Source organism: Clostridium sp. AF02-29, assembly GCF_934835585.1.
Classification (GTDB): domain Bacteria; phylum Bacillota; class Clostridia; order Lachnospirales; family Lachnospiraceae; genus Otoolea; species Otoolea fessa.
Genome location: NZ_CAKVZK010000005.1, coordinates 32,660 through 59,247, shown reverse-complemented (window position 1 = coordinate 59,247; position 26,588 = coordinate 32,660). Strand labels below are relative to the sequence as shown.

General features: G+C 51.4%; 20 protein-coding genes. 18 read left to right on the top strand and 2 right to left on the bottom strand.

Annotation, left to right across the window (positions count from 1 at the left end; genetic code table 11):
• Positions 1-6: 6 nt before the first annotated feature.
• The 16 genes from PUQ60_RS02520 (at position 7) to PUQ60_RS02445 (ending at position 20,544) form a co-directional block, all read left to right on the top strand.
• Positions 7-1,218 carry a SufS family cysteine desulfurase gene (locus PUQ60_RS02520; RefSeq protein WP_118570430.1) on the top strand — a complete coding sequence of 404 codons (1,212 nt, stop codon included), beginning with the start codon at positions 7-9 and terminating at the stop codon, positions 1,216-1,218.
• Positions 1,208-1,642: a Fe-S cluster assembly sulfur transfer protein SufU gene (sufU, locus tag PUQ60_RS02515; RefSeq protein WP_118472860.1), complete on the top strand. Its 435-nt coding sequence runs from the start codon at positions 1,208-1,210 to the stop codon at positions 1,640-1,642. Before PUQ60_RS02520 ends, sufU begins: the two co-directional genes overlap by 11 nt.
• 349 nt (positions 1,643-1,991) lie before the next feature.
• Positions 1,992-3,215 carry a type II secretion system F family protein gene (locus PUQ60_RS02510; RefSeq protein ID WP_273400881.1) on the top strand — a complete coding sequence of 408 codons (1,224 nt, stop codon included), beginning with the start codon at positions 1,992-1,994 and terminating at the stop codon, positions 3,213-3,215.
• Positions 3,216-3,319: 104 nt separating this feature from the next.
• Positions 3,320-3,739 (top strand): prepilin-type N-terminal cleavage/methylation domain-containing protein, encoded by a 420-nt coding sequence (locus PUQ60_RS02505; RefSeq protein ID WP_273381216.1) that lies wholly within the window; start codon positions 3,320-3,322, stop codon positions 3,737-3,739.
• 140 nt (positions 3,740-3,879) lie between these two features.
• On the top strand, positions 3,880-4,662 hold the full coding sequence (locus tag PUQ60_RS02500; protein WP_273381214.1) for an A24 family peptidase: 783 nt from the start codon (positions 3,880-3,882) through the stop codon (positions 4,660-4,662).
• Positions 4,663-4,700: 38 nt separating this feature from the next.
• The gene (gene pilM / locus PUQ60_RS02495; RefSeq protein WP_273381212.1) at positions 4,701-5,660 is read left to right on the top strand and encodes a pilus assembly protein PilM; all 960 of its coding nucleotides are present in this window, start codon (positions 4,701-4,703) and stop codon (positions 5,658-5,660) included.
• A 12-nt stretch (positions 5,661-5,672) separates the two neighbouring features.
• Complete coding sequence (locus PUQ60_RS02490; protein WP_273393776.1) at positions 5,673-6,299, top strand: hypothetical protein; 627 nt, start codon at positions 5,673-5,675, stop codon at positions 6,297-6,299.
• Positions 6,296-6,991 (top strand): hypothetical protein, encoded by a 696-nt coding sequence (locus tag PUQ60_RS02485; RefSeq protein ID WP_273400879.1) that lies wholly within the window; start codon positions 6,296-6,298, stop codon positions 6,989-6,991. The genes PUQ60_RS02490 and PUQ60_RS02485 overlap by 4 nt, the downstream gene beginning before the upstream one ends.
• 3 nt (positions 6,992-6,994) lie before the next feature.
• A complete protein-coding gene (locus PUQ60_RS02480; RefSeq protein WP_273381207.1) occupies positions 6,995-7,858 on the top strand; it encodes a hypothetical protein in 864 nt (287 codons plus the stop codon).
• Positions 7,848-8,273 carry a hypothetical protein gene (locus tag PUQ60_RS02475; protein WP_273381205.1) on the top strand — a complete coding sequence of 142 codons (426 nt, stop codon included), beginning with the start codon at positions 7,848-7,850 and terminating at the stop codon, positions 8,271-8,273. The genes PUQ60_RS02480 and PUQ60_RS02475 overlap by 11 nt, the downstream gene beginning before the upstream one ends.
• A gap of 11 nt (positions 8,274-8,284) precedes the next feature.
• Positions 8,285-8,956, top strand: a complete 672-nt coding sequence (locus PUQ60_RS02470; RefSeq protein WP_273381203.1) for a type II secretion system protein — start codon at positions 8,285-8,287, stop codon at positions 8,954-8,956.
• 23 nt (positions 8,957-8,979) lie between these two features.
• Entirely contained in the window at positions 8,980-13,896 is a 4,917-nt protein-coding gene (locus PUQ60_RS02465; RefSeq protein ID WP_273400877.1) for a type II secretion system protein, read from the top strand.
• A gap of 198 nt (positions 13,897-14,094) precedes the next feature.
• Entirely contained in the window at positions 14,095-17,673 is a 3,579-nt protein-coding gene (locus tag PUQ60_RS02460; protein WP_273380893.1) for a DUF5717 family protein, read from the top strand.
• Positions 17,674-17,700: 27 nt separating this feature from the next.
• Entirely contained in the window at positions 17,701-18,921 is a 1,221-nt protein-coding gene (locus PUQ60_RS02455; protein WP_273380894.1) for a DUF5716 family protein, read from the top strand.
• A complete protein-coding gene (locus PUQ60_RS02450; protein WP_273380896.1) occupies positions 18,918-19,730 on the top strand; it encodes a hypothetical protein in 813 nt (270 codons plus the stop codon). Before PUQ60_RS02455 ends, PUQ60_RS02450 begins: the two co-directional genes overlap by 4 nt.
• An 85-nt stretch (positions 19,731-19,815) precedes the next feature.
• Positions 19,816-20,544: a histidine phosphatase family protein gene (locus PUQ60_RS02445; protein ID WP_273380898.1), complete on the top strand. Its 729-nt coding sequence runs from the start codon at positions 19,816-19,818 to the stop codon at positions 20,542-20,544.
• A gap of 67 nt (positions 20,545-20,611) precedes the next feature.
• Here the strand turns inward: PUQ60_RS02445 and PUQ60_RS02440 are convergent, their stop codons facing one another.
• Both PUQ60_RS02440 and PUQ60_RS02435 read right to left on the bottom strand, forming a co-directional pair.
• Positions 20,612-21,622: a nucleoid-associated protein gene (locus PUQ60_RS02440; RefSeq protein ID WP_117795671.1), complete on the bottom strand. Its 1,011-nt coding sequence runs from the start codon at positions 21,620-21,622 to the stop codon at positions 20,612-20,614.
• A 7-nt stretch (positions 21,623-21,629) separates the two neighbouring features.
• Positions 21,630-23,345, bottom strand: coding sequence for a CvpA family protein (locus PUQ60_RS02435; RefSeq protein ID WP_273380899.1), 1,716 nt, complete (start codon positions 23,343-23,345; stop codon positions 21,630-21,632).
• A 250-nt stretch (positions 23,346-23,595) separates the two neighbouring features.
• On the opposite strand from PUQ60_RS02435, the gene secG reads away from it, so the two are divergent.
• Both secG and rnr read left to right on the top strand, forming a co-directional pair.
• Entirely contained in the window at positions 23,596-23,832 is a 237-nt protein-coding gene (gene secG / locus PUQ60_RS02430) for a preprotein translocase subunit SecG (RefSeq protein ID WP_107000428.1), read from the top strand.
• Positions 23,833-24,447: 615 nt separating this feature from the next.
• The gene (gene rnr, locus PUQ60_RS02425; protein ID WP_273400883.1) at positions 24,448-26,553 is read left to right on the top strand and encodes a ribonuclease R; all 2,106 of its coding nucleotides are present in this window, start codon (positions 24,448-24,450) and stop codon (positions 26,551-26,553) included.
• Positions 26,554-26,588 lie beyond the last annotated feature (35 nt).

Below are 26,588 nucleotides of genomic sequence, written 5' to 3'. Positions count from 1 at the left end.
CAGAACATGACAGATTACAAGAAAGATTTTCCCCTGCTTGCGGGTTCGGATATCGCATATCTGGACAATGCGGCGACGGCACAGCGCCCGGAGGCGGTATTAAAGGCAGTGGAAGATTTCTATACAAAGAAAAATGCCAATCCGCTCCGCGGGCTCTATGAGCTGGGAATCGAGGCGACGGAGGCATATGAAGCGGCAAGAGAGCGCGTGCGGGAATTTATCAATGCTGGAAAGACGAGCGAGGTCGTGTTTACACGCAACAGCACCGAGAGCCTGAATTTGATCGCGTACAGCTATGGTTTAACCAGTCTGAAAGCAGGCGATGAGATCTTAATCAGCATTGATAACCACCACAGCAATATCCTGCCGTGGCAGATGGTATCCAGACAGACAGGCGCGAAGCTCGTTTATCTGGAATGTCAGCCGGATGGTTCCTACCGGGATGAGGATATGGAAGCCCTGGTGACAGAAAAGACAAAGATCGCAGCGATGCCGCAGATTTCCAATGTCCTTGGCCGCAGAAATCCGGTAGAGAAACTGACGAAACTGGTGCATGAAAAAGGCGGTGTCATCGTCATCGATGCGGCACAGAGCGCCCCGCATATTCCGGTGGATGTGCAGGCACTGGATGCAGATTTCCTTGTATTTTCCGGTCACAAGCTGATGGCACCGATGGGAATCGGCGTCCTGTACGGAAAAGAGACCCTTCTGGATGCGATGCCTCCGTTCCTGACGGGCGGCGAGATGATCGATTCGGTCAGCCGGGAATCTGCAGTCTTTGCCGAACTGCCGCACAAATTCGAAGCCGGTACCGTCAATGGCGGCGGTGCGGTCGGCTTACAGGCAGCGATCGATTATCTGATGAACGTCGGATTTGACGAGGTGCGGAAGCGTGAGGAGCTGCTGACAACACGGGCAATGACGGCGATGCAGCAGATTCCGGGCGTTCATATCCAGGGAAGCGATAGGCCGGAAGAGCACAACGGAATTATCAGCTTTACCGTGGACGGCGTACATCCGCACGATATCGCGTCGATTCTGGATGCCGCAAATGTCAATGTGCGCGCAGGCCACCATTGCGCCCAGCCGCTTTTAAAACATCTGGGTGTATTTGCAACAGCGCGTGCCAGCTTTGCGTTCTACAATACGGAGGAGGACATCGACCGTTTTGTCCAGAACCTGAAAGAAATCCGGAGGAAAATGGGATATGGAGAATAGAACCTTTTACAATGAAATACTGACGGATCACAATCTGCATCCGTTACATAAAGAAAAGCTGCCGGATGCCAATCTGGTATTAGAGGGCGTCAATCCGAGCTGTGGAGATGACATCATTCTTCAGTTGAAGGTCGAAGATGGACAGGTGGTAGACGGTGCTTTTGAGGGAAGCGGCTGCGCGATCTCCCAGGCGTCCGCCGATATCATGCTGGATCTGATCATCGGAAAATCCGAAGAGGAAGCACGCCATCTGGCGGATCTGTTCCTGCGGATGATCAAGGGCGAGGCAGGCGAGAACGAGATCGAAGAACTCGAGGAAGCCGGCGCCCTGGTCGATGTTTCCCATATGCCGGCGCGTGTCAAATGCGCGGTGCTGGGATGGCATACGATGGAAGAGATGCTGGATAAGAAGAACGAGAAATAAGAGAGAAGATAAAAAGAAACGGGAGCTATTCTTTTGGGAGTGTCAGGGCGGGACGTACCATTTCCGCCCTGATGATCTATATACCAGAAATAGTCTGGAAAAGAAAGAAAAGTCAGATGTGTTGGTGAAAAATATATACAAAAATAGATTAGCAAAAACAAAGCACGTATAGAGAAAACGGCAAAAAAACAAGCGGATCTGGATGTGTGTTTTTGTATAAAACATCCAAAAGGTTGACGGCGTATTTACAAAAATAAACAAAGATGTTAAAATGATCATAAAAAGGATACAGATGGCGATGTACATACAGATGGCGTACAGCTGAATCCTGTGGCTGGAGGTATGAGAGATGCCGAATTTTTCATATAAAGCGCTGGGACGGGATGGAAAAGAAGTCCGGGGAGTGCTCCAGGCTGAGAGTGAAGCGGCAGCCGCTTCCAGAATCCGGGAAAACTATCCGATTCTTCTGAGCATCAGTCAGAAGAAAGAGAAGAAAAGACCTGATGACGGCAGTCTCCTGGAGATGGAGATCGGAAGCAGGCGGATCAAGACGAAGAAGCTGGCGATCCTGTGTTCGCAGTTTGCGATCACTCTTCATTCGGGTATGACCGTGGCGCGCGCGATGCGTATGCTGGCAGATCAGAATGAGGACAAGCGGATCCGGAAGATCATGGGGGCTGCGGCAGAGGAAGTAGCTGCCGGAAGTACCGTTGCGTCGGCGCTGGAAAAGTATAGCGACCGTTTTCCGCTCACGTTTATCGAGACGATCCGGGCAGGCGAGCAGTCCGGTACACTGGAACGATCCTTTGACCGGCTTCAGAAGTTTTACGAAAAGTCCTACAAGACGACGGAGAAGATCAAGGGAGCGATGACGTATCCTTTGTTCGTCGTTGCGATTGCGGTGGTTGTCCTGATTATCGTCATGGCGAAGGTTATCCCGACACTGGCAGATGTATTTACCGATCTGGGTGGTACGCTGCCGCTGATGACGCGGATGCTGATTGCGACTTCCCATTTCTTCGCGAAGTGGTGGCTGCTGATGCTGGCGGTGCTGGTGTTTTTGAAGATTGGTTCGCAGGTCTATGGCAATACGCCGCAGGGGCGGATTCAGAAAGCAAAGATCGCGTTATCCCTTCCACTTGTGGGCGTGATCAACCAGATGAACGGCGCAGCACAGTTTGCCAATACAATGTCGGTGCTTCTGGCAGCGGGTATCACGATCAACCAGGCGGTTGACACGACGGCGAAGGTCATGGACAATGCACTTCTGAGCGAGGATGTCCGCTCCATGCGCGAAGGAATCGAGCAGGGGCGCAGCCTGGTGGAATGTCTGCAGGGAAAGAAATATTTCCCGCCGACGATGGTCGATATGTGTTCCGTCGGAGAAGAAACCGGTGAACTCGGGGAGACACTGGACAATGTCGCCGATTATTACACCAACGAGGCGGATTACCGAATCCAGCGGCTTCTGGCGCTTCTGGAACCGGCGATGCTGGTGGTGCTTGCGATTTTTGCGGGTATCATTGTAGTGTCGATTTATCTGCCTATCTTTACAATGTATGATCTGATGTAAGAATTGACTGCACACATGTAAAATGTGATACGGCAGAGGCTGGATGGCGCAGAGAAAATTCTCTGTTCATTAATAAAATACTATACAATAAGGAGAATGATTTTATGAAGGGCTTAATCAAGAAAGTTCGTGAGAACAAAAAAGGTTTCACACTGGCTGAACTGCTGGTGGTTGTTGCGATCGTGGGTATCCTGGTTGCAATCTCGATTCCGGTATTTACGGCACAGCTGAGCAAGGCTAGAAAGGCTACAAATCAGGCAAATCTGAGAGCTGCGAAAGCGGCAGCGGTTGCGGAGTATATGACAGATGAGATGGATACAAATGCTACAGGTGAAGTTATTTATAATTATGATTTAGCAACAGGTACTGTTGAGTCAATTACTAGTATAACGGAAGGCGTAGCTGAGAAAGTAATAGATGATGAAAAGGGCAGTGTACAGTATAAAGTAATTAATGTAAAAGTAAAACCGCAATCCGAAGCGGGTACAATTAATGGTGCAGAAATTACATTATATGCGAAATAATAGAGTATAAGTAAAAAACACATACGTGGCAAAATGGATGGGGTTTCCCATCCATTTTTGCTAAAGGCGCCCGGAGACAGAATAAGCAAATTCTGTTATAATGAATCAAAGAATTGCAAAAGACAGGAGAGGACGCGGCGATGCTGCATCAAACCACATTTTTAACGATTTACATATTAACTATTACATTTATCCTCGGCTGTGCCCTTGGCAGTTTCACAGACTGTCTGGCGGGGCGGATGCTTGCGGGAACTTCGATCCTAAAGGGGAGATCGCACTGTGATGCCTGCGGGCATGTGCTGGGCGTGCCGGATCTGGTGCCGTTGTTTTCGTGGCTGTGTCTGCGGGGCAGATGCCGTTACTGTGGGGCAAAGATCCCGGCGGAATCGTTCTGGGCGGAACTTGTTTCGGGGATCGCGTGCTGTCTGATCGTGTACCGGTTCGATGTTTCGGTGCTGGCACTGCGGGGGATACTTCTGTGGATTGTGCTTTTGTGCCTGACGCTCACGGATCTGCATGCGTGGATCATACCGGATCGCCTGCAGGTGGCAGGAGTCCTGATTTTTTTCGGAACGGCAGTCTGTCTGCCGGAAACGGGCGCACAGATATTGCGTGGTGTTCTGACGGGGGCTGGCTTGTCGGGCGGTATGCTGGCACTTTCACTTTTATTTGACCGCCTGACGGGAAAGGAAAGCCTGGGAGGCGGGGATATCAAGCTCTTTTTTGTGACGGGGCTGTACCTTCGTTCTATCTGGGAGGTATTGTTTTTCCTGATTCTCAGCTGTGTGCTTGGAATCGGATGTTCGTTGGTTTGGAGAAAGGGGAAAATCCCATTTGGACCGGCGATTGCGACAGCTTTCTTTCTGATGCTTCTGTTTGGTGAACAACTGACAGGATGGTATAGGGGGCTGTGGCTTTTGTAAGCTGTACACGATAAAACTCTTTTAAGGGGAGTGCAGAGATGAAGAATTGTTTAGGAATTGAAATTGGACATTACCGTATCAAGATTGCATATGCGGAAAAGGGTGAACTGAAAGAGTTCATCAGCGAGCGGGTTCAGGGAATGGATCTGACCGATATGCACGTCTGTGCGGATTTGATAAAGGATTTATTGAAGGAATATGCGATCCAGTGCCGGAATGTGGTATTTGTCATCCGTCAGGAGGATGTGTATGTGCGGCGGTTTGAGATGCCGCTGATGACGGAAGAACAGCTCCGGCTGAACCTGCCGTATGAGTTTCATGACTATATCGGCGATGAGATGGACAAGTATGTTTTTGATTACGCGATGATTCAGACGAAAGAGAGGACGATGGATCTTCTTGGTGCGGCGTGCACGAAGACGCTGTCGCAGCAGTTTGAAAAGCTGGCAAAGATGGCGCGCCTGAAGCTCGTCGGCCTGGTCCCGGCGGTGCTTGGCCTGGAGCGGATTCTGGAGTATGCACAAGAGCGAAAGGATTACGCTGTTCTGGATCTGGGAACCCAGGCGCTGCGGATTCATTTCTTCCGTGAGGGGGTTTATGATATTACCCGTACCATGGAGCCGGGCTGTGAGGAGATCGAGCAGATCCGTTTGGGGGATAAGAACAAGATGCAAGAACTGGGAATTGAGGTGGAGGAAGAAAACCGCGAGGAGACCGACAAAGAAAAGATGGCGGCTGTGCTGGAGGAGCAGTACCGGACCCGCGCCGTCCAGGTCATGCGAGTTTTGAACTTTTATAGCTTCAACAATGTGAATAATACGATCGACAGCCTCTATTATTGCGGCGGAGGCGCACGATACGGGGAATTGATTGATGCGCTGAAAGAAACGCTGGATCTGCCGGTGCGGAGTGTGGCGGAGCTTCTGCCGGGGGTCTCTCTGGATGAGGAAGACGAGTGGATCGACAGCCCGCAGGCATACGGTGTATTACTTGCATAAGGAGGAAGAGCGGTGGCTGATTTAAAATCAATCGCGAATATGCAGATTGGCGGTCCGAAGTATCCGAAAAAACGGCGCATCAATCTGTATCAGAAGCAGACTAAAAAAGGAAAAATAGCGGCGGAGCTGGGCGCGTTTGCCGTTTTTATGGTTTTTGTCTACGGATTTTCGAGATTTGGCGTAATGCTTCCCCTGCAGGAGGCAGACCGGGCAGAGGCGGTTTATGCGGCGACAGAGAAGGAGCTTCGTACATTGGAGAAATCCAACGAGGTGTACGGTGAGGTCCTGGCAGAGTACGCGCATTATGGAAATGGGTATCTGAATGAGGAAGAGAGTAAGCTTCCGGACCGCCGGATGATGCTGGATTCCCTGAAATCACAGATTTTCCCGCTGACGGCAGTTTCGAGTGTTTCGATCACCTCGGATCAGATGTCATTGGAAGGAACCATTCCCAATGGTACACTCTTTCCGCAGCTGGTCCGTGATGCGGAGGCGGATCCGAATGCGCGCTATGTGACCGCTTCGCTGGAGGAAACAGTGAAGAAAGATGGCGAAGAGAGAGTTCTGGCATCCTTGAAGCAGGTGGGAGTGTCAATGGCTGTATTTTTTAACGAACCAGAAGAGGGCAAAGAAGAATGAATTCGTTAGGGAAATATGTATTAACAAAAACACAGAAAATAGTGCTGCTGGTTGTAGTCTTTGCCCTGATCGCGGGCGGCTACTATGCTGGATTTTACCTGCCGGTGCAGCGGCGGATTGAGGCGGCGGACACGGCGGAGCTGGATGCCCAGATTCAGCTGGAGCAGATGAAAGCGATGCAGATCCGGCAGATGGAGGAAGAGATCGAGGAAAACAAGGCATCGAATGCGCCGATGGTTCCGGCCTACAATCATTTCAAGACGGAGACGGAGGAGCTGAACCGTATTTTTGCGAATGCGTATGATTTTACTTTCCAGTATTCAGAGCCGCAGGTGGACGGAATGGAGATCCGCCGCGCGATGAATATTTCTTTTACGGCAGATTCGTTTGATCACGCTGTTTCAATGCTTCATGAGGTGGTCGAAGGACCGTACCGCTGTCTGATCGAGGATCTGAGCATTCAGGATGATAAAGATCTGGAAAATGAAGAGTTAGAGGATATCCGCATCCACTCAGTGGCGGTGGCGTTCCAGCTGACTTATTTTGAGACCCGCTACGATGCGGAATCAGAAGAAGGCCTGGAGCTGGAACCGGAGGAGACGCAGGCACCGTCGGGACTGGCAAATGCGGATGTGTCGAACCTGCAGCGTTCTGACCTTGAGACAGCGGCAGAGGCGGCGCTGGGAGAATAAAGCATGAAAAAAGCAGAGAACAGTGAAAAACGCCCGGAAATCTGGAGGCAGGTTTTCTGGCGTATGAAAAATCAGGATGGCGCCAGTTTGATGGCGGCGCTCCTGTTTTTTGTGTTTTGCGGGGTGGGCGCGTCGATCATTCTGGCGTCCGCTTCCGCGTCGGCTGGAAAGATCCGCCACCTCCCGAGGGAGGACCAGAAGAGGTATGCGGTGGACTCGGCGGCGGCATTTTTGCGGGATGAGCTGCAGAAGACGGAGAATATAGTCAAGATCAAGGAAGTGATCGTGCATGACAGCCGGGATGACGAGGAAGACGATGAGGATGATTTTTACTGCTACTACGTCGGCAGCCGGAAAAACACGGATAATGAGGCGACGTGGCAAAAATTCTATGGAACGGATTCAGGTTTGTCAAGCGCAGAGAGTGCGAATAGCGCGGTTCTCAATTCACTGATCGTGGATATTTATAGAAATAATGAGTATCGGAAGCTGGCAGACGGGGAGAATGCATCGGAGGAAGAAATAGCGTACAAAGATTTTACCCTGTCAGTGAAGAAAGACGGAACGAGCGGGAACACGATTGACCCGTTAAAGACCAGTGTACGCCTGTGGATGACGGATGATTATAAAATCAAGGCGGTTATCTCAGATACGGTAACGGCGGATGATAAGAAGGAAGAGCGGTGCGAGAAACGGCTGGAGCTGGAAGCAGCACATAGCTCCGAGAGTGAGACGGTCACAGTAGCGGGCGATGACGGAGATTCGGATGACGATGATTCCTACACGATCACGACGACGACCATCATCACGACGATCCGCTGGCAGAACGGAACAATAGAGAAGGAGCTGCTGCAGGATGATAAGTAGAATGGAATGGGCAGCTGGAAGAAAGCTGCGTGCCAATGCGGGAGAGACGCTGACAGAGGTACTGATATCGGTTCTTGTGATTGCACTGGGAATGACGCTGTTTCTGAGTGCATTTCTGGCGTCCGGCAGGATGCTGCAGCAGGGCGAAGAGCAGATGGCGGGCTATTATGACAGCCGCAATCAGCTGGAGAACAACCGGACAGCGGAACAGGCGTCGGGCAGATATGTTCTGGAGCTGGAGGCATCTGGAACCGGCGGCATGAAGAAAAGCCTGGCGTCAAATGCCTACCAGACAGGCACACAGACGAATTACCGGACGGGACAGTATCCGATCGTACTGTATGTGAGCCAGGCTGATTCGGATGCAGAAGAGGAAAAGGTAAACTTACAAGATCTGCTTTACAGATACCGATAGAGGAGACAGAGATGGGACAGGAGAGAAGTGAATGCCGCGGATGCAGAAATAGGCATTGCAGGCAGCAGAAACAGACGGCATCCAAGGGTCACTGCAAGCTCTTTTCAGTATGTCAGAAAAAACTCCGGTCAAAGAACGGTATGACGCTGACGGAGCTGCTGGCGGCGATTGTGATTCTCGGAATGATCGGCACGGTGCTTGGAGGCGGCGTGATGATGGTAAAAAATGTTTACCAGAGGACGCAGGATCAGGCAGATGCAGAGCAGGCGCTGTCGCTCACGGCGCAGCTGATGACCGATGAATTTGCCAATGCGCTGGAAGTGAAAAATTCTGCTGGGACTTCCGAAACAGGAGAAATGGTAACACCTCTTTTGCGGAGTGGAAACAGCCACCTGTGGCTGCACTTTAGTGCGACAGACTGGTCTGGCACGGGCATTGAAAAATGGTATGGGGATTATACCTACGATGATGCGTATAATAAGATACCTCTGCTGACGCAGGCGGCGATCTCGGATGAATATTATACGGCATTTGACGGCTATACCTATTCGGAGGAGACGGCGTGCTTTACGGTTCAAAATCTGGCGATCTACCGGAAAAAAGATACGATGGGAACTTCCCGGAAAGCGGTGGTAAAGCCGATTAACCTGATCGTGCGTGCGGTCAACCTGGATCAGAAATAAAATTAAAAGAGGAACGAGGACAGATGGAGCAGAAGAGACAGAACAAACAGAAGAGAAGGGCGGCGTTTACGCTGGCGGAATTTTTGACGGTGATTGCGATTGTCGGTATTCTTGCCAGTCTTTCTTTTGTTGTGGTGATTCGTTACCAGAGAAAGCTCCGCCGTCTGGAGATGGATCAGACAGCGAAGGAGATCTTTCTGGCGGCGCAGAATCATCTGACACTGGAAGTCTCCAATGGGACAATTCCGCGTCTGCTCCATATGGAGGCACAGGGGGAATTTTCGGACGATCAAAAGCAGGCAAAGCTGGGAATTTCGGTAGAAAATACAGTGCTGGCGGAGGAGAAAGAGGGAAATATCTACGCGGTTCTCTATGTGCCGGAAAAACAGGCAGGGCAGCCTGAATCGGAACAAGAAGAGTCTGGCGGTGAGACAGCGTTGGTGTCTGCGAATGTGACCGAGGAGATCCGGCAGCGCCTTCTTCCGTTTGGATCGATTGATGAGACTGTCCGTGCAGACGGGAGCTATCTTATTTTCTATGATCCGGAGGCAGGACTGGTCCGCGAGGTGTGGTATTCGGATCATTATCAGTTTGTGCAGACAGATATCGGAAGCGAGGCACTTCTGGCGGCGTCTGATGCCGGAAAACGGGAGCGGTTTACGGGTGCTAACTCCAATTATAAGGATCAGAAGCTGCCGATCGGATATTACGCATCAGGAAATCTGGAAGTTCCGGAACTGCCGGAGGAGAAATTCGAGGCACCGACAGTGAAATTGGTGAATGATGATATTTTATATGCGGAAATCGGGGATCCGAATAAAAATGAACATTCGCTGAGCCTGTTTGTAAAGGGAGAAAAGAGCGGTACAACCGGCTACATCGAGATCAATGCCCCGGGAAGCAGCCGTTCGGCGCGTGTGGCGAAGGTGTACGGAACTTCGGGCGATTCGGATGGAACGTATCAGGTTATTTTGGATGACATAGCGGCGCCAGCCGGCACGGGCGGAAGTACAGGATTCAAATTTATGGATTTCAACCAGCCGGCACAGACGGATATGACATTTCAGCAGGATGAAAGAGGTTTTGCCTCCTTTATTCCGGGCGAAAATATCTTTGTGTACGCGCAGGTTTTCAACAATGAAGCGCTTTCGCAGGTTAAGACGAGCAATACAGATTCAGGCAGCAGCCTCTTTGCATCGATCGGTACAGACCGAAGCGTGGGGATTGGCAGCTTCCGCCATCTGGAAAATCTGGATGAGCGGGTTTCAGGCTGGGATCCGGATCAGCTGTACACGGGAGCGGTGACTACATCCAAAACGGTTACGGCGATGCAGAATAGCGATTTGACCTGGAAAGCGGGAGAAAACACTGCGGACGAGAGCGGTTACTGCGGACATGTGGCGAAGCTGCATACGGCATTTGGCTCGAATTTTTTGAATCAGAATGCGGGAACCATCTCGATTGCCTACCGGGTGACGGATGAAACGAATGCAGATCGGACGAACCCGACGGCACAGACATATACCACGGAGGCGGGAAGCTATCTTCCGCTTAGCCTGCCGTATCCACTGGACTATCAGGGAAATACATACCGGATTGATGGTCTGCAGGTAGGAAAAACGGCGGCAAGTTCAATCACAGCAGTAGATGGGACGGGCGGACTGTTTGGAACGGTAACGCAGGATATGAGTGTTAAAAACCTGCTGATCTGCCAGCCAGTGGTCCGGACGAAGGCGAATGCAGGCGCTTTGATCGGCGCGGTGACGCCGGGAACGGATTCCCGGGGAACTATAAAGCTGCCAACGGTGGAAATAAAAAAAGTGCAGGTGGAATATCCACAGGTGCAGGCAGAGCAGACCAGCGCTTCTGCCGGTGCGTTGATCGGCACATTTGAGGGCGGCAGTCTGACCGTCCAGGATGCGCTGGCGGAGAATCATTTCCGTGATAAGCTGGGAAGCAGCACAGAAAAAGCAGCCGATCTGAAGCTGGAGGAAGAAAGCAAATACCGGATCCGCGCTTTAAAGGGAACGGCGGGCGGCCTGATCGGCACGGCAAAGGGAAAAATTTCCCTGACCGACAGCGCAGCGGCACTCTATGTGGAAGGTATGTATGCCGGCGGTCTGGTCGGAACTGCTGAGAAAGCAGCAGCTGCAGCCGCCGCAAGCGGTTCCACGGTGCAGATTCAGAGTTGTTATGTCGGCGGTCATACAGCAAACAAGAAGTTTGATACCTCCCAAAAACCAGGGAATGGGGCAAACGCCAATACAGCTTTTGAGAATCTTACCGGACGTTATAACGTAGCGGCATATACCGGCGGATTCGCAGGGGGTCTCGCCGCACAGCTTCCGGCAGACAGTCAGATAGCGAATACATATGTATCGGCGTCGGTGTATTCGCCGACGGCTGAGGAAAAATCGGATGAAACGGAAGGTGGAAGTGGTACGGCGGCGGATGAAACAGAGGATCCGGCGATGAAAGCACCTGCGTTTGTTGCGTTCTATGATTATGCAAGTAGAACGAATGGAATACTTCCATCGGAGACGAGTGGTACAGGAACGAACAAAAAATCAGTTTATCCGGGGTGCTATGTGTGCAGTAAGGTGAATGAGAAGTATGTGCTTGCATATGACGAGGCTCTTGCAAGTCTGTTTGGTGTAAAGGATCCGAATGCAGATAGCAGTGAGGAAGAAAATAAAGATACGGAGGAAAAGCGGAATACATATCCGTATGATCCGGAATTAAAGAAGGCAGAAATACCGATTTATCCGATGCCGACGATCCAGAAAGTAGCGGAAAAACTTACTGCGCAGGACGCTTCAAAGGGATTTTCATGGTTTCTGAATAACCATGTCGGGGACTGGGACAAGGGTGAGAACGAAGAGGCGCTGCATACTGGAAACAGGCTGCATATCGATTATGTCTCTCCGTCTCCGCTTGAAGAAAATCAGAGAATACATCTGATATTTTCGATTACCGGCGAATTGAGCGGTAAAACGATGTGGTATGTTCTCCAAGTCAATACTGGTGATTTGCAGGAAAATACTCTGAGAACGGGATCGAAATTTTGTTTTGTAGATACGGAAGAGAAAGCTGCCAGCTGTGCAGAAAATGAGGCAAATGGCAGTTGGACGAGCTTTGCTGCAGAAAACAGGGTAAATCGTTTTGAAATAGGCATAACGGAAGAGAAAAAGTTGAAATTGCGTTTCTATCTGGATGATTTATCACGTGAGGGTGGAAATTTCTGTAGTCTGGGTACCTGGGGAGGTTATCAGCCGGGCGGTTACATAAATGGAGAAAATGTGATCGTAAAATTGAGCGAGGATGGCTATCCACCGACAGAAAATACAAAGCTCTCATATAAGTTCAACAGCTGTTTTGCTGATGTAATTGAACCCAATGATGATGGAACGGATACCTATACGGTTAAGGTTGCCAATGGACGTCATCTGCAGAATCTGAATTTCTGCGGAGAAGGCTATGGTGGTTTAAAGATCACACGGGTCATCCAGACTGATAATATTCTCTGGCAGGAGGATGATTCGATTACCTCGCAGACGGAAGCGTATTGTAAAGAGGTGAAAGATGCATACGGAGAGATGACGATCTACAGTCCGGGAAATTCCAAGTATGAAGGTGGAAGTTTCTGGCCGATTAACAACCCGGATATTATCTCTTATGATGCGGAGGTGGATGAGAAAGAAAAAGCAAAACTGGGTGAATGTTATACGATTGCAGGCTTAAAGATAACTCCTGTTGCCTGGAATGGTGCGGCTTTATTTCAGAAGACGGATCATCTGACGATATCAAACTTGAATCTGAAGGATCCGGACATTTCCTGTCAGGGGCAGAATACAGCAGGGCTGGTGGCACAGGCAGGCACTTCGGCGGACAGCTATCTAACGATTAAAAATATCCATATATATGGAGAAAAATCCCGGATTTCTGGAACGCTGGCAACAGGCGCGGTGGTTGGAAGCACGAATAGTGGCAGTCTGACACTCGACCATGTAGTTGTAGATGCACCGACGCTGCAAATAAGTGGAGGAAAAACCGGAGGCTTGATCGGGGAAGCAAAAGTAAGTGATTTAGTGATGAATCACGTATATGTTTCAGGAAAAAATGCACGGATACAGGGAACCGATGCTAGCGGAGGTCTGGTCGGCTTTGCCGAGAGCTCTGGTCAGATGAAGTTGGAAAACAGCTTCTTCTCTGGGTATGTGGATACAACTGGAACCGCCGGAGGTTTGTATGGATACCTGAAAAACAACCAGAATGGCGGAACTGCCGGAAAAGAATTCCGCATTGAAAACAGTTATGTCGGCGGACGGAACCGCTCTTACGGTTATACGGAAAGTGGTGCGGAAGTGCTGTCAGATAGAAAGAATGTGTCAGGCGGCTGGTGTGCCGGAGGTCTCGTGGGGTGGATGGATGGTCCGATTTCGGTAATACAGAGTTTCAGTGCAGCGGATGTGTGTGGAACGAATACATATAATGCCATCGCAGGCGGTTTATTTGGAAAATATGATTCTGCAAAACTGGTTCTTTCGAACTGCTACACAACAGGAAGTGTGAAAGCGGCTGGAACCTCAATGTTCCTTGGACACTATATTGGTCAGTTGAACAATACCTGGTGGCAGGGCGCACAGCTGGAAGCTGGCATTCTTTCGGTTCCGGAAGAATGCTGGTATCTGCCGAAGTTAAGCGAAGCAATCATCGGCGTACCTTATGTAGACAGCAACTCTGTAAAGGACAGCTATTTCAGTATTACCAGGACAGGTGCCGCTGACCTGTCGTCCAAAACAGGCACCAATGGCGTTGATCAGACGATCGCAATAGATGATTCTCTGCAAGGAAAAGCATATCCATATCCAATTTGGACGATCTATGAACCAACAGCTTGGCAGACTGGCACACGCCTGTATGTGGGCGACTGGGATTAGGAAATTAAGAAAAATTAGAAAACGATAGCGTTTGTTTCTATAAAAATGCCGGATGGGCAATCAGCGAAATTCTCCAATTCCCTGATGTAAATGCAGACAAAATATGGTATGATATAAGGTACGAGATTTCGAACCGACGGAACTGTGGGAAGACGAAGCAGTTACCGGGACAGGATAATGAAACGGCAGGTGATAGGAATGAAAGAGAGAATTAACCGGCTGGCGAAGGGAATCATCGATTCGGAACAGCCGAAGATGACCTGGTCGCCTGAAAAGATAGACGAGACGCTGCGGATGAATACCCTGATGCAGAGAAATTTATGGATCGGGAGCGAAAATGGATTAAGTGTGAAGGGGTTTGTGTATTCCTCGAACCTGCGGGTGCGGATTCCAGGGGATAACAATTCGTTTGGCGGACTCCGGTGCCGGATCGTATATGAAGTGGACACTTCGTTCCTGACGGCAGGCGACACGATCACGGGTTCTTTTTATCTGGTGACAAACTGCGGGGAAGAGGAGATTCCGTATGAGTTTCACGTCGAGGTGGCAGACGCCGGGAAGACTTTAGGTGATCTGAAAACGGCGGAAGATTTTCTGCACATCGCGGAAAATGATATGGAGACGGCGCTCCGGCTTTTGGAGTACCCGGATTTTGTGGAAGTGCCGTTTATGCAGGATCTGCATGTGCGGGCACTCTATGACGGCCTGAAGGGGCACGGCAGCCGGGCAAATTTTATGGAAGAATTTCTGGTTGGACTGGGCGTGAAAAAGCCGGTCGGTCTGACGATTCCGGGCAGGGCGCGCGTATATGCCGAGCTGGCTGAGAATGCCGAGGACACGATCGAGATACGGATGGATAACTGGGGCAGTGTGTACCTGGAGGTGACGGCAGACGGCGAGTTCCTCCATCTGCCGAAGAAGAGTGCGACGCAGGCGGATTTTGAAGATGGTCTGCTCCGTCTTCCGGTACGGATTCTGGCGGAACGGCTGCATGCCGGAAAGAATTTCGGTGCCGTCCTGATTCACACTGCCAGAGAAACAGTGCGGATCCCGATCGAGGCATCGGCTGCCGATGCGGGCGGATGCGACCGGGCACATATGTCATTCCAGAAAGAGCTTGGAAATTATCTGACTGCCCGTCTGGCGTATGAAAATGGGATCGGCGGCACGGAGGCGGTTCACCAGATGCAGCGGGAGCTGGATCTGATGAAAATGACGCACTATGACGCGGGACTGCGGCTTTTGCAGGCGGAATTATACCTTTTGACTGATCGGCGCGAGAAAGCGCAGACGATTTTAAAGGAACTGCAGGATTCAGCGGCGCTTAAAATATCGGGCGACCGGAAGCTTAACTGCCTGTACCGCTATCTGTACGTGACGCTGACCGGCAATGCCGAGCAGAAGGACACTTTGATCCGCCTGTTGCAGCAGTATGCGTCGGAGGAGACGGGCAGCAGCCTGTTTTATTATTTGATGCTTCTGCGTCTGGATGAGGAACTGCAGAAAAATCCGGTTACGGTGCTGATCAGCATGGAGCAGGAGTTTAAGGACGGCTGTCACAGCCCATTCCTCTATGCGGCGGGACTGAAACTTCTGGAGAGTGATCCGATCCTTTTAGACAATGCGGGCAATTTTGAGCTTCATGCCCTGTACTATGGGGCACGCCGGAAAATTATCAGCCGCGAGCTGGCACTGGCGGCGGTCCGGGTGATGCGTGCGTCCCGTTCGTACCGGGAGTTTTACAGACGCCTTTTGACGGAACTTTACGGGCTGTATCCGGAGACGGAGATTTTGGAGGCGCTCTGTGCAATGCTGATCCGGGGAGACTGCCGGGAGACAGCCTGTTTTGAATGGTATAGCCGGGCGCTGGAGGCAGATTTGAGTCTGACGCGCCTGTATGAATATTATTTATATGCGATGCCGGAGAATTATGACCGCCTGATGTCGCGTGAGGTATTTTTATACTTTTCGTATTCGGCAAATTTGGATGCGGGGTCACTGGCGAAGCTTTATGCGAACCTTCTTACATATGGAACGCCGGATTCGGATATTTACCGGATGTACGAGCGGGCGATGGAAGAGTTTGCGGTGGATCAGCTTTTCAAGGAACGGATAGACGGTGCCCTGGCGGTCCTGTACCGGAAATTGATCTATCCGGAACTGATCGATACGCAGATGGCGCGTGTCCTGCCGGGGATTTTGAAATCCTGCCGGGTAGAATGCCGGGAACCGGCGATGAAATACGTGGTGGTGCGCCATGAGGAGCAGATGACGGAGGACGCGTATGTGCTGAACGAGGGCACGGCGTATGTGCCGCTGTTTTCGGAGCGCGATCTGGTTCTATTCCAGGATGAAAATGAGACGCGGTATGCGCGGGTAAATTGCGCCATCCAGCCGGTATTTACGGATATGGAGGAACTTTTACAGACCTGTTTTGAAATGAATCCGATGCATCCGTTCCTCTTTATGAATGCGTGTGCAAAAGCCTGCCGCAAGGAGGTACTGACCGGGGACGATGCGATCCTTTTGGAGCACGCGGATCAGAAGATGGAGCTGCACCCGCTGTTTAGGGCAAAGGTGCTGTCAGCGATCGTGCGGTATTATAAGAGGATGGCGGATGGGATTGAGGATGAGAAAAAGGATGGAAGTGTTTCATACCTTCTGAGTCTTGACAAGGACCAGCTGACGCGGGATGAGAGAAACGGCGTCTGCGGGACGCTGATCCGGTGCGGGCATTTCAGCGAGGCGTATGAGATGGTGTGCCGGTATGGTCTGGAAGGTCTGCCGGTCAATCTGCTGCTGCGGCTTTGCGGGAGAATGCTGCTTCAAAATCTCTTTGACCGGGATGACCACCTGCTTTATCTGACCTGGTATGTCTTTGAACACGAGAAGCCGGACAGTGTGATTCTCGATTATCTCTGCGAACATTTCAACGGTACGGTGGATCAGATGTACCGCGTCCTGATGCAGGGGCTGCGGCTCCGGGTGGAGACGTACGATCTGGAGGAACGGCTGGTGGCGCAGATGCTCTTTACCGGCAATACAGCAAAGTTAGACCGGGTGTTCGAGCTTTATGCGTCACGCAAGAAAACAGGGGAAATTGTCGTGCGAGCGTATTTCACGGTCAAGAGCGTGGAATATTTTCTGGAAAACCGTCCGACGGACGACAAGGTGTTCGCATTTTTGGAGGGTGCTGTGCAGGGAAGCTCGGATCGGGAGCGGATCCCGGATATTTATCTGCTGGCGCTGACAAAGTATTATGCGACGCTGCCGGAGCTTTCGGAGGAACAGCGGCGCCTGTGCCAGTCGGTGGTGGATGTGCTTTTAGATGCGGGCATGATTTTTGCCTATTTTAAAGATCTGGCGCGGTTTATCCATATCCCGGGCAATATTTTAGATAAAGAAATCATCGAGTATCACGGAAACCGGGCGGTGCGCCCGTATCTGCGGCTGCGGATTCTGCCGCAGGAGGAAGAGTTCCACTATGAGGAAATGCGTCTCGTTTACCGGGATATTTACATTCGTGAAAAGGTGATTTTTGAGGGCGAGACGCTGGAATATCAGATCGAAGAGGAAGAGGACGGCGTCCGGAAGACGAAAGAAAAGGGAGAGATTTCCTGCCGGGAGATTCCGGGACGCAGCCGGGAAAGCCGGTTTGCGGCGCTCAATGAGATGAGTCTTTCTTTAAAAGTAAATAACGAGACGGCGCTTCGGGAAAAGATGCGGGAGTACCAGAAGAGAGATGCGGCGGTAAGCGCACTTTTCCCGATCGCCTGAGGAAAGGGACAGACGGACAAACGATAGATGAATGGACTTATAATTGGCATGGATCTGTGTGATTCATGCACACATATATCCTGTCAGGGTCAGGAGACGATCTGGTCGGTTCCGACCCGGATCGGAAAAGAACCGGATTCGGACGTCTGGCGGGTGGCAGAGGAGAGTGCCGGGGGCGCGTTAGAGGGCATGGTAGTGGAAGATAAGCTGCTTTCCCTGGCGATGAAGGACGGCACCGCCACGATCGACGGTGTCCGCTACGAGGGCTTATATCTGCTGAAAATGTTCCTGAAGCAGGTGCTTGCGATTCCCAGACAGGCGTCCGGAAAAGAAGAGATAGAAAACCTGGTGATCACGGTGCCAAAGCTTGAGGTAAAGCTGGTGGACTGCCTGATGTACTGTGCCGATTTTCTGGAAATCGACCGGAGCCGGGTGCATGTGATCAGTCACGCGGAGAGCTTTGTATATTACGTGATGAGCCAGAAACGGGAAGTCTGGAGCAACCAGGTGGGAATGTTTGAACTTTCGGAGAATGGTCTTCATTATTATGAATTGAGAGTGCAGCGCGGGCTGCGCCAGATGCAGGTGGTCGCGGATCAGGAGGAACTGGAGGAGTCATTCCACTTAAATGTGCTGGACAGCGACGCGGGCATCCATATGGCAGACCGGATCCTTTCCTCCTGTGCGGAACGGCTGATGCAGAAGCGCCTGTTTTCAGCGATCATCCTGACCGGCAGGGGATTTGCACAGACGGATTGGGCGGCAGATTTTATGCAGCAGATCTGCAAACGGCGCCGGGTGTTTGCGGAGATGGATGTATTTACCCGAGGGGCGCTGATCCGCTCGGAAGATCTCTGTGAAGCGCAGAGTGCGTACCATTTTACCTGTATCTGTGAGGGGCGGCTGAAAACAACGGTTTCCTTAAAGATTCAGGAGCGTGAAAAAGAGGGACAGCTGGTGCTGGCATCCGCCGGGGACAGCTGGTATGAGACGAAAATGACGGCGGAATTTATCGTGTCGGGCACGCCGGAGGTAGAATTTTCACTCCAGCCGCTGGAACCGCGCAAAAAGAAGACGGTGAAGATTCCGCTCGAGGGATTCCCGAAACGCCCGGACCGGACGACCCGGATCGAGATGGCATTTGGATTTACCGGGGAAGACACGATGATCGTCATGATACGTGATTTGGGATTTGGAGAATTGTTTCCGGCGACAAACCGGATGATTAAACAAGAGGTTTCATTATGAGTCTGATACTTTGCCGGCAGGAGCCGGTTCGACATCCTTTTTACATAGAACGGCTGGGCGTCCATATCGCATCATCGCAGGAGCTGTGTTATGTCATTTATCAGAATCCGCTTCTGGTGCTGGATGGATTTGTGGATGACCGCCTGATTGAGTTTATCCGTTCGGAGCTGGGACTTTCGTTTCTGGCCGGCAAACTGGAGGCATGGCAGCGGAGCGGCGAGAGCCAGGACGAGCTGCCGATCGTGATTCTGCAGGAGTGCTGTTATTATACGGCAAAGGAGATTGCGGCATACCGCCAGAAATTGGCGGCATTTCGCAAAATGAATGCGGCGGAGTTCCGGAAGGAGACGGCGGATTACTATTTCCGCCTGCGGCAGTTTGGGACGGCGATCTATTACTACAACCGGATTCTGGAGGACTGGCGGGTCAAATCGCTGACTGACGAATTTACTGCGAAGATCTGGAACAATATCGGGGCGGCGTATGCCGGGATTTTCTGGTTTGAGAAAGCGTTTACCGCTTATGAAATGGCCTACAATTTCGACAAGAGCCCGGAGATGCTGAAGCACCTGTACCAGCTTGCCTTGATTGACCCGAAGCTGGAGCTTAAGGAGCGGCATGCGGCTGCGATGACGCCGGAACAGAAGAAGATCTGGAAACGGGAACTCGACGAGGCGAACCAGACCGCGGAGAAGTGCGGGAATGTCCGCATGGTCGAGACGATGTTTGACCGCAATCCGGTCCGGCGGATGGAGAGTGCGGAAGAACTTTTAAATGGGTGGAAGCAGGAGTATCGGAAGATGCTCTGATTTTGCCCGCGCCCAGATACATCCCTTGGTCATGAGCACCGCGCTTTTTGGTTTTGTAACATTTCTTTACGAAAGGAGTTTTCCTATGCGCCTTCTGATTGTCCGCCATGCGGATCCTGATTACTCAATTGATTCCCTGACCCCGGCTGGCTGGGAGGAAGCAAAGCTTCTGGCAGACCGTCTGGCGCCGATTCCGGTGGCGGCTTATTATGTATCGCCGCTGGGGCGTGCGAAGGACACGGCGTCCCTGACCTTAAAAAAAGCCTGCCGCACGGCAGAAACCTGCAGCTGGCTGCGTGAATTTGCCCCGCAGGCGGTACATCCGGGAAAGGATTCCGGGCACTGTGTCTGGGACTGGCTGCCGGATGCGTGGATGGCGGAGCCGAAGTATTTTGATAAGGATCACTGGCATGAAACAGAAATCTTTCAGAACGCCCATGTAAAAGAAGAGTACGACTGGGTGAATGGAGCGCTTGACCGGCTGCTCAGACGGCACGGATATGTGAGAAATGGACTGTTTTACCGGGCCGTGGCACCGAATGAGGACACGATTGTTTTATTCTGTCATTTTGGCGTCGAGTGCGTCCTGCTTTCCCATCTCTTAAATATCTCTCCGATGCAGCTCTGGCACGGAACCTGTGCGGCGCCGTCGTCGGTGACGGTGCTCTATACAGAAGAGCGCCGCTCCGGCGTCGCATCCTTCCGCATGAGCAGTTTTGGGGATGTTTCTCATCTGTATGCGGGTGGACGCGAGCCGTCGTTTGCGGCGCGGTTCTGTGAGGTGTATACAAGATTTGATCAGCGGCATGACTGATGGATGTTTCTGTTATTATGTATCGCAATCGTTTGAATCAGCCGATAAATAAATTTTGTGTGAGATGCTATTTACTGCTCAGCATCCCAATATTTTTAATCAACACCGAGATTGTCCCGTCCATGTTGGTGATAAACTCCACATGGTCGGGATTTCTGTATTCTTCCATCGGGATCGTGATCTCAATGCCGGTGTCAGTGTACAGCTTCTGTTTCTGGAATTTCTTGATCGTCTGCTCATTTTTCGGCGCGACCGTCTCGTAGGAGAGGTTGTAGCGGTCGAGTTTTTCATCCAGCTCCTCGAGCATCTCCGGGCTGCCGGGAAATACTTTTTCGCGCAGTTCGGACACCTTGATTTCGCCCTGTTCCTCTAATTCATTACAGATAATGTCTTTGATTTCCATCTTTTTCTGTGCATCCTCGTCGCCGTAATATTTTTTGGCAACCTGATCGACGGCGCGGGTGACGATGTCGAGTTTGGATTTCTGGGAGAGCGGGGCGCGGCATTCGAGGAAGAGCTCGGAGAAATAGAAGCATTTTTCGCCGTTGACCTCATATTTTTTCTCAGCCAGAATCAGGGAGCCGTCGGAGAGATCGAGGACAAACGCCTCGGAGAGGCGCTGTCCCTGTCCCGGAAGCAGTGCGCGCTGTAAAATGATCTCGTTGCTGTTGCCGCCGTCCGTTTCCCTGGTCTGATGCGTGTAGGAGGTCTTGTAGTTCATCTTTAAGAATGCCAGATAATCCTTGCCCTTGCAGCCGAACACGGTCATCGCCACATCGGCGGCTGGAATGTCAATATTCGCATTCATGATGTCGTAGAGGCGCTCGGCGAGCTGTTTGCTCGTCTCGACGAAATTGTCCGGGGTGCAGTTTTGCAGCAGCTCTTTGACCTCGGATCCTTCTGCAAATGTACAGTGCTTGACATCGTCACTTTCCGTTATTTTCTCGATATGCGCTTTCAGGAAGTCGGAAAAATCGGGTCCGACCTCCATGCTCTGGTCGGAGAGAACCGGAATTCCCACCGAAGAATCAAGGATGTGCACGATGGCTGCCTTTAAAATCATATCTTCACTTTTCAATGTTATCTTACCTCCAGGTTATAACTTCTTTTGTAGAACCATTCTCGACGCACTCAAAGGAAACGGAGTCGCCCGCCTGCACGAATGGAAGCCGCTCGGAAACGGTGATCGCAGCGGTGTAGATGCTGTCGGTGCGGTCATCGGTCAGCGTGAAATAGTAGTAGGTGTTGCCGGAAATGACGACATTCTCGATCGCCTCGACCGTGCCGGAGACATTCTCGCTTGCCGCCGGTTCCTTGGCAGTCGGATCTTCGATTTCCTCCTGTCCCAGCGTCTCACGGTAATTGCGCTTCGCCTCATCGATCGTCTGTCCGGTGCCGACGATCTGGTACTGCGCGACATCGACGAACGCATACATTTTCACAAGCCCTGCAGCATCTTTCAGGGAAATGAAATATGCCGGTCGTCCGGAAATATTTAAGAGAAGCGGGAAGGTCGCACTGTAATTTAAGTGCTGCACCTGTCCGCGCGCGGAATCCATTGCGGCGAGCTCGGTGGCGCCCGGAACGGTGTAAAATTTCGTTTCTTTCGTCCGCAGGTTGACGAGGACGAAGCCAATGTTCGACTCATCTGAGGTTACAGAGCTCATGCCGGTGTACAGCCACACATCGTCATCGATGGCTAGATAGTTGTAGCCGTAGGTCGTCCGACGCACGCCGCGCTGACCGAAGATAGAGTTTAAATAACCATTCTGAAATCTGCCGTTGTCGTCGAGCTGTTCCATGATGAGGTTCGAATCATAGAGCTGGTCGATCCACTGTGGGACATCCGCCTTGGCGTACCACTTAGATTCGCCGGTCTCAGCATTGACGAGGATCGCGCCGTCGATGTCCTTGCCGTTCCACCAGCCGATCCGGTAGGCGATGGTCGGCGCCACCCAGTATGGATTTCCATCGTCGTCGATCTCGAAGGAGACCGTCTCAAACATCCGTGTCGGGTAGCAGAAACGGATGTAGCGGTTGATATTGCGGAAGAAATATTCACTGGTGGAATACTTCATGCCGGAGGACAGCCAGACGAGATCAGTATTCTGATCGACCATATTGACAGCAATGTATGCCGGAAGTCCCTTCTTCTGGTTGTACAGCCACTTGATCGGGTCGGCATAGCGCAAAGGCGTCACGCGGTACGGTGTCCCCTTGTAGTTGATCTGTGTGTAATTTTCCTGAATCTCAAACTGGGAGACCAGGTCGGTCATCTCACCGAGCTTTTTGCTTCCGAGCCGGGAGGCGGTGTCCTTATCAACGACCGGGATCTGCGACATGCCAAGCTCTGCGACATCTGAGGCAAAATCGCCCTCGGTAACGGTGATCAGATCGCGGTAGCGGGACGCATTAAAAAGCTGGATGCCCGCCGCCGAGGCGATCAGGGAAAAGAAGATCAGGACAGCGATCGCGATCGTGCCATATTTGCACGGGCGTCCCATCGCCTTAAAACCGGCAAACGGACTGCCGGAGGCGTCGGCGTACTTGCGCCGCAGAACCATCCGTCCAGTCACAGGATCGCGCACGATCTCAACGCCGCGGTTTTGCTGCACTGTTTTCAGAAATATGAGAATGCTTTCCATAAAGTTGACTGCCAGTACAATCAGAATGCAGATAATCAGGAATACGATGAAATCCTGATCGTGCAGATTGATGGCTGGCATCATGGTGTAGAACACCAGAAAAATAAGGACGGCAGAGAGAAACAGACGCCCAAACGCCGAAGTGAATTTTTTCAAAATAGAACCCTCCTGACTCATTTTATGATAAAAAATAGCTGTTCCCATGAAAAAAAGGATTTCGCTGATTGTAAATGTGATAGAACTCTATTGTATCGCACGACGGGAGATAAAATCAAGCCCGGTAACGGAATTTGCCGTGGCTTCGCATTTAAATACGGCAAATTCCCGGGTTGAAGTCGGGAAAAAAACAGTTGTCCTTCCGCCGAAAATATGCTATGATTACTATGTTTATTCAGGAGGTGCGAAGATGATCAAGACGATCCTTACGATCATATTTATTATTATCTGTGTATTCCTGTCGGCGGTAATCCTACTGCAGGAGGGCAAATCGGCAGGTCTGTCCGGTTCCATCGGCGGTATGGCTGACAGCTACTGGGGCAGAAATAAAAGCCGTTCTATGGAAGGAAAGCTGGAGAAGCTGACCAAATATGCTGCAATTCTGTGGCTGATCCTTGCATTAGTTTTGAATTTGAAATTCCTGTAAGGAACCTTTAAGAGGCTGTCGCGTGGCAGCCTTTTTTTCATATTGAGAAAGAGAAGTGAGATAAATTTGAACATATTTGATAAAATCATGGGAAAAATAAAGAGAAGCGAGGCTCAGAAATACGCAAAACAGCAGAAGCGCCAGGCGCAGATGCAGAGTGCGGCAGCTTCACAGAAAGAGGAAGGACAGAAAATGCCGGAAAATCGCAGGAGAGAAAGAGAGACGTTTGAAAAACGTCAGCAGACGGAGATGAAGCTCTCGGATGATATGCTGGAGACGATCCGGAAGAATGCAGAACAGCGGTTTGCGATGCGGAAAGAAGAAGCGCGGGAAGAGAAAATGTCCGGAGAAAGCCGGGAGAGCAGCGTACAGCGCCAGATTGATGGGGATGGGCTGATCGGCGAGTGGGAAGAGAGGTACGGAAAAAAGAAGAAAAAGCCGGAGCGTGCGAAAGGTCCGAAAGAGGAATCAGTGCGCCGGAAAAAGGATAAAGCGGAAAAGAAAGACCGTGATCGGAAGTTTGAGCGTGGGATGAATAAGAAGCGCGAAAAGCGCGGCAAGAAGGAGCGTGAGGATGCTGGTGCTTCCGAGGAGGAGTTTACCCGCCGCTGCAAGATGATTCAGGATGTCATGAATGAACCGGCATACGTGCCGATGAAGCTGAAGGAGCTGGCACTTCTTTTAAATATTCCGAAGGAACAGCGCTGGGAGCTGCAGCGGGTTATCGATCATCTGCTGGAAGAGGGAAAAATCAGCATGTCCCGCAAGGGCAAGCTGGGACGCCCGGAGACATTTTCAGAGGCAGGTATTTATTCGGGACACCCGAAGGGCTTCGGTTTTGTGACAATCGAGGGACGTGAGCAGGATGTGTTCGTTCCGCGTGAAAAAACAAAGGGCGCGATGCACGGCGATAAGGTGCTGGTTGTGATTGAGCAGGAGAGCGACGGCGGACGCAGAGCCGAGGGAAGTATCGTGCGGATTCTGGAGCACGCCAATCAGGAGCTGGTCGGTCTGTATGAGAAAAACGGCGGTTTCGGCTTTGTGATCCCGGACAATCCACGGATTTCACGCGACATTTTCATCCCGCAGGGGTGTGACGCGGGCGCAGTGACCGGTCATAAGGTCATCGTGAAGATCAAGGATTACGGAAACGGCCCGGATAAGAAGCCGGAGGGCGTGATCACCAGCATTCTCGGACATATGAACGATCCGGGAGTCGATATTTTATCGATCGTGAAAGCATACGGTCTGCCGGAAGAATTTCCGTCGGAGGTCATGGCGCAGCTTGAAGAGATCCCGGATACCGTCCGCGAGGAGGACAAGGCGGGACGCAAGGATCTGCGAGATCTGCCGACAGTTACGATCGATGGTGAGGAAGCGAAGGATCTCGACGATGCGATCACGCTGGAAAAGACGGAGCAGGGTTACCGGCTCGGTGTACACATCGCGGATGTGACCCATTATGTCCGCGAGGGCAGCCCGCTTGATCGCGAGGCATTAAAGCGCGGAACGAGCGTGTATCTGACCGACCGCGTCATTCCGATGCTGCCGCATAAACTCTCAAACGGTATCTGTTCCCTGAATCAGGGCGAAGATCGCCTGGCGCTGAGCTGTATCATGGAGATCAATGACAAAGGCGTCGTGATCGGACATGAGATTGCAGAGACATTGATCCGCGTCGATCGCCGGATGACGTATACGGCGGTCAATGCGATCATCACGGATGATGATGCAGAGACAAAGGAGAAATATAAGGAATTTGTGGATTTATTCCTGCAAATGAAAGAACTTTCGCAGCTTCTCCGCAAGAGGCGCCAGGAGCGCGGTGCGATTGACTTCGACTTTCCAGAGAGCAAGATTTTACTCGACGCCAAAGGACGCCCGATCGAGATCAAGCCGTATGAGCGCAACGCGGCGACGAAGCTTATCGAGGATTTCATGCTGATGGCAAATGAGACGGTAGCCGAGGACTATTATTGGCAGGAAATGCCGTTCCTCTACCGAATCCATGAGAAACCGGATGAGGAGAAGATGGCGAAACTCGGCACGTTCATCAACAACTTTGGATATACATTGCGGATGCCGGGCGGCGAAGTCCACCCGAAAGAGCTGCAAAAGCTGCTTGAAAAGATCGAGGGCACGCCGGAGGAGGCATTGCTCAGCCGTCTGACGCTGCGCTCCATGAAACAGGCGAAATATTCGACCTTGAACTCCGGTCATTTTGGATTGGCGGCGAAATACTATACCCATTTCACCTCCCCGATCCGCCGTTACCCGGATCTGCAGATCCACCGGATCATCAAAGAGTGCCTGCACGGCAATATGGATGCGCGAAAAACTGCCCATTTTGAAAAAATCCTGCCGGAAGTGGCAGTCCAGACCTCGGCCCTGGAGCGCCGCGCTGACGAAGCCGAGCGCGAAACAGATAAGATGAAGAAAGTCCAGTACATGGAACATTACATCGGAGAAGAATTCGAGGGAGTCATTTCCGGTGTCACCAACTGGGGCTTCTATGTCGAGCTGCCGAACACGGTTGAAGGATTAGTTCATGTCAATGAACTGCGTGGCGACTATTTCGTATTTGACGAAGCACACTATGAGCTGGTCGGAGAGATGACGAGAAAGACGTACAAACTCGGTCAGACTATCCGCGTCCGCGTGACTGCGTGCGACCGGTATGCGAGGACGATTGATTTTATGCCGGCGGTGTATTGGAAGTAGGAGATTGTAAAATAAGATGTAAAAAGTAGAGAGGG

Bases quoted from the DNA above. Each gene is read 5' to 3' on its own strand.
- PUQ60_RS02485 (WP_273400879.1), top strand. From the start codon at position 6,296: ATGAATTCGTTAGGGAAATATGTATTAACAAAAACACAGAAAATAGTG.
- rnr (WP_273400883.1), top strand. From the start codon at position 24,448: ATGATTCAGGATGTCATGAATGAACCGGCATACGTGCCGATGAAGCTG.
- PUQ60_RS02520 (WP_118570430.1), top strand. From the start codon at position 7: ATGACAGATTACAAGAAAGATTTTCCCCTGCTTGCGGGTTCGGATATC.
- PUQ60_RS02445 (WP_273380898.1), top strand. From the start codon at position 19,816: ATGCGCCTTCTGATTGTCCGCCATGCGGATCCTGATTACTCAATTGAT.
- sufU (WP_118472860.1), top strand. From the start codon at position 1,208: ATGGAGAATAGAACCTTTTACAATGAAATACTGACGGATCACAATCTG.
- secG (WP_107000428.1), top strand. From the start codon at position 23,596: ATGATCAAGACGATCCTTACGATCATATTTATTATTATCTGTGTATTC.
- PUQ60_RS02470 (WP_273381203.1), top strand. From the start codon at position 8,285: ATGGGACAGGAGAGAAGTGAATGCCGCGGATGCAGAAATAGGCATTGC.
- PUQ60_RS02455 (WP_273380894.1), top strand. From the start codon at position 17,701: ATGAATGGACTTATAATTGGCATGGATCTGTGTGATTCATGCACACAT.
- PUQ60_RS02500 (WP_273381214.1), top strand. From the start codon at position 3,880: ATGCTGCATCAAACCACATTTTTAACGATTTACATATTAACTATTACA.
- PUQ60_RS02475 (WP_273381205.1), top strand. From the start codon at position 7,848: ATGATAAGTAGAATGGAATGGGCAGCTGGAAGAAAGCTGCGTGCCAAT.
- pilM (WP_273381212.1), top strand. From the start codon at position 4,701: ATGAAGAATTGTTTAGGAATTGAAATTGGACATTACCGTATCAAGATT.
- PUQ60_RS02465 (WP_273400877.1), top strand. From the start codon at position 8,980: ATGGAGCAGAAGAGACAGAACAAACAGAAGAGAAGGGCGGCGTTTACG.
- PUQ60_RS02450 (WP_273380896.1), top strand. From the start codon at position 18,918: ATGAGTCTGATACTTTGCCGGCAGGAGCCGGTTCGACATCCTTTTTAC.
- PUQ60_RS02460 (WP_273380893.1), top strand. From the start codon at position 14,095: ATGAAAGAGAGAATTAACCGGCTGGCGAAGGGAATCATCGATTCGGAA.
- PUQ60_RS02480 (WP_273381207.1), top strand. From the start codon at position 6,995: ATGAAAAAAGCAGAGAACAGTGAAAAACGCCCGGAAATCTGGAGGCAG.
- PUQ60_RS02510 (WP_273400881.1), top strand. From the start codon at position 1,992: ATGCCGAATTTTTCATATAAAGCGCTGGGACGGGATGGAAAAGAAGTC.
- PUQ60_RS02505 (WP_273381216.1), top strand. From the start codon at position 3,320: ATGAAGGGCTTAATCAAGAAAGTTCGTGAGAACAAAAAAGGTTTCACA.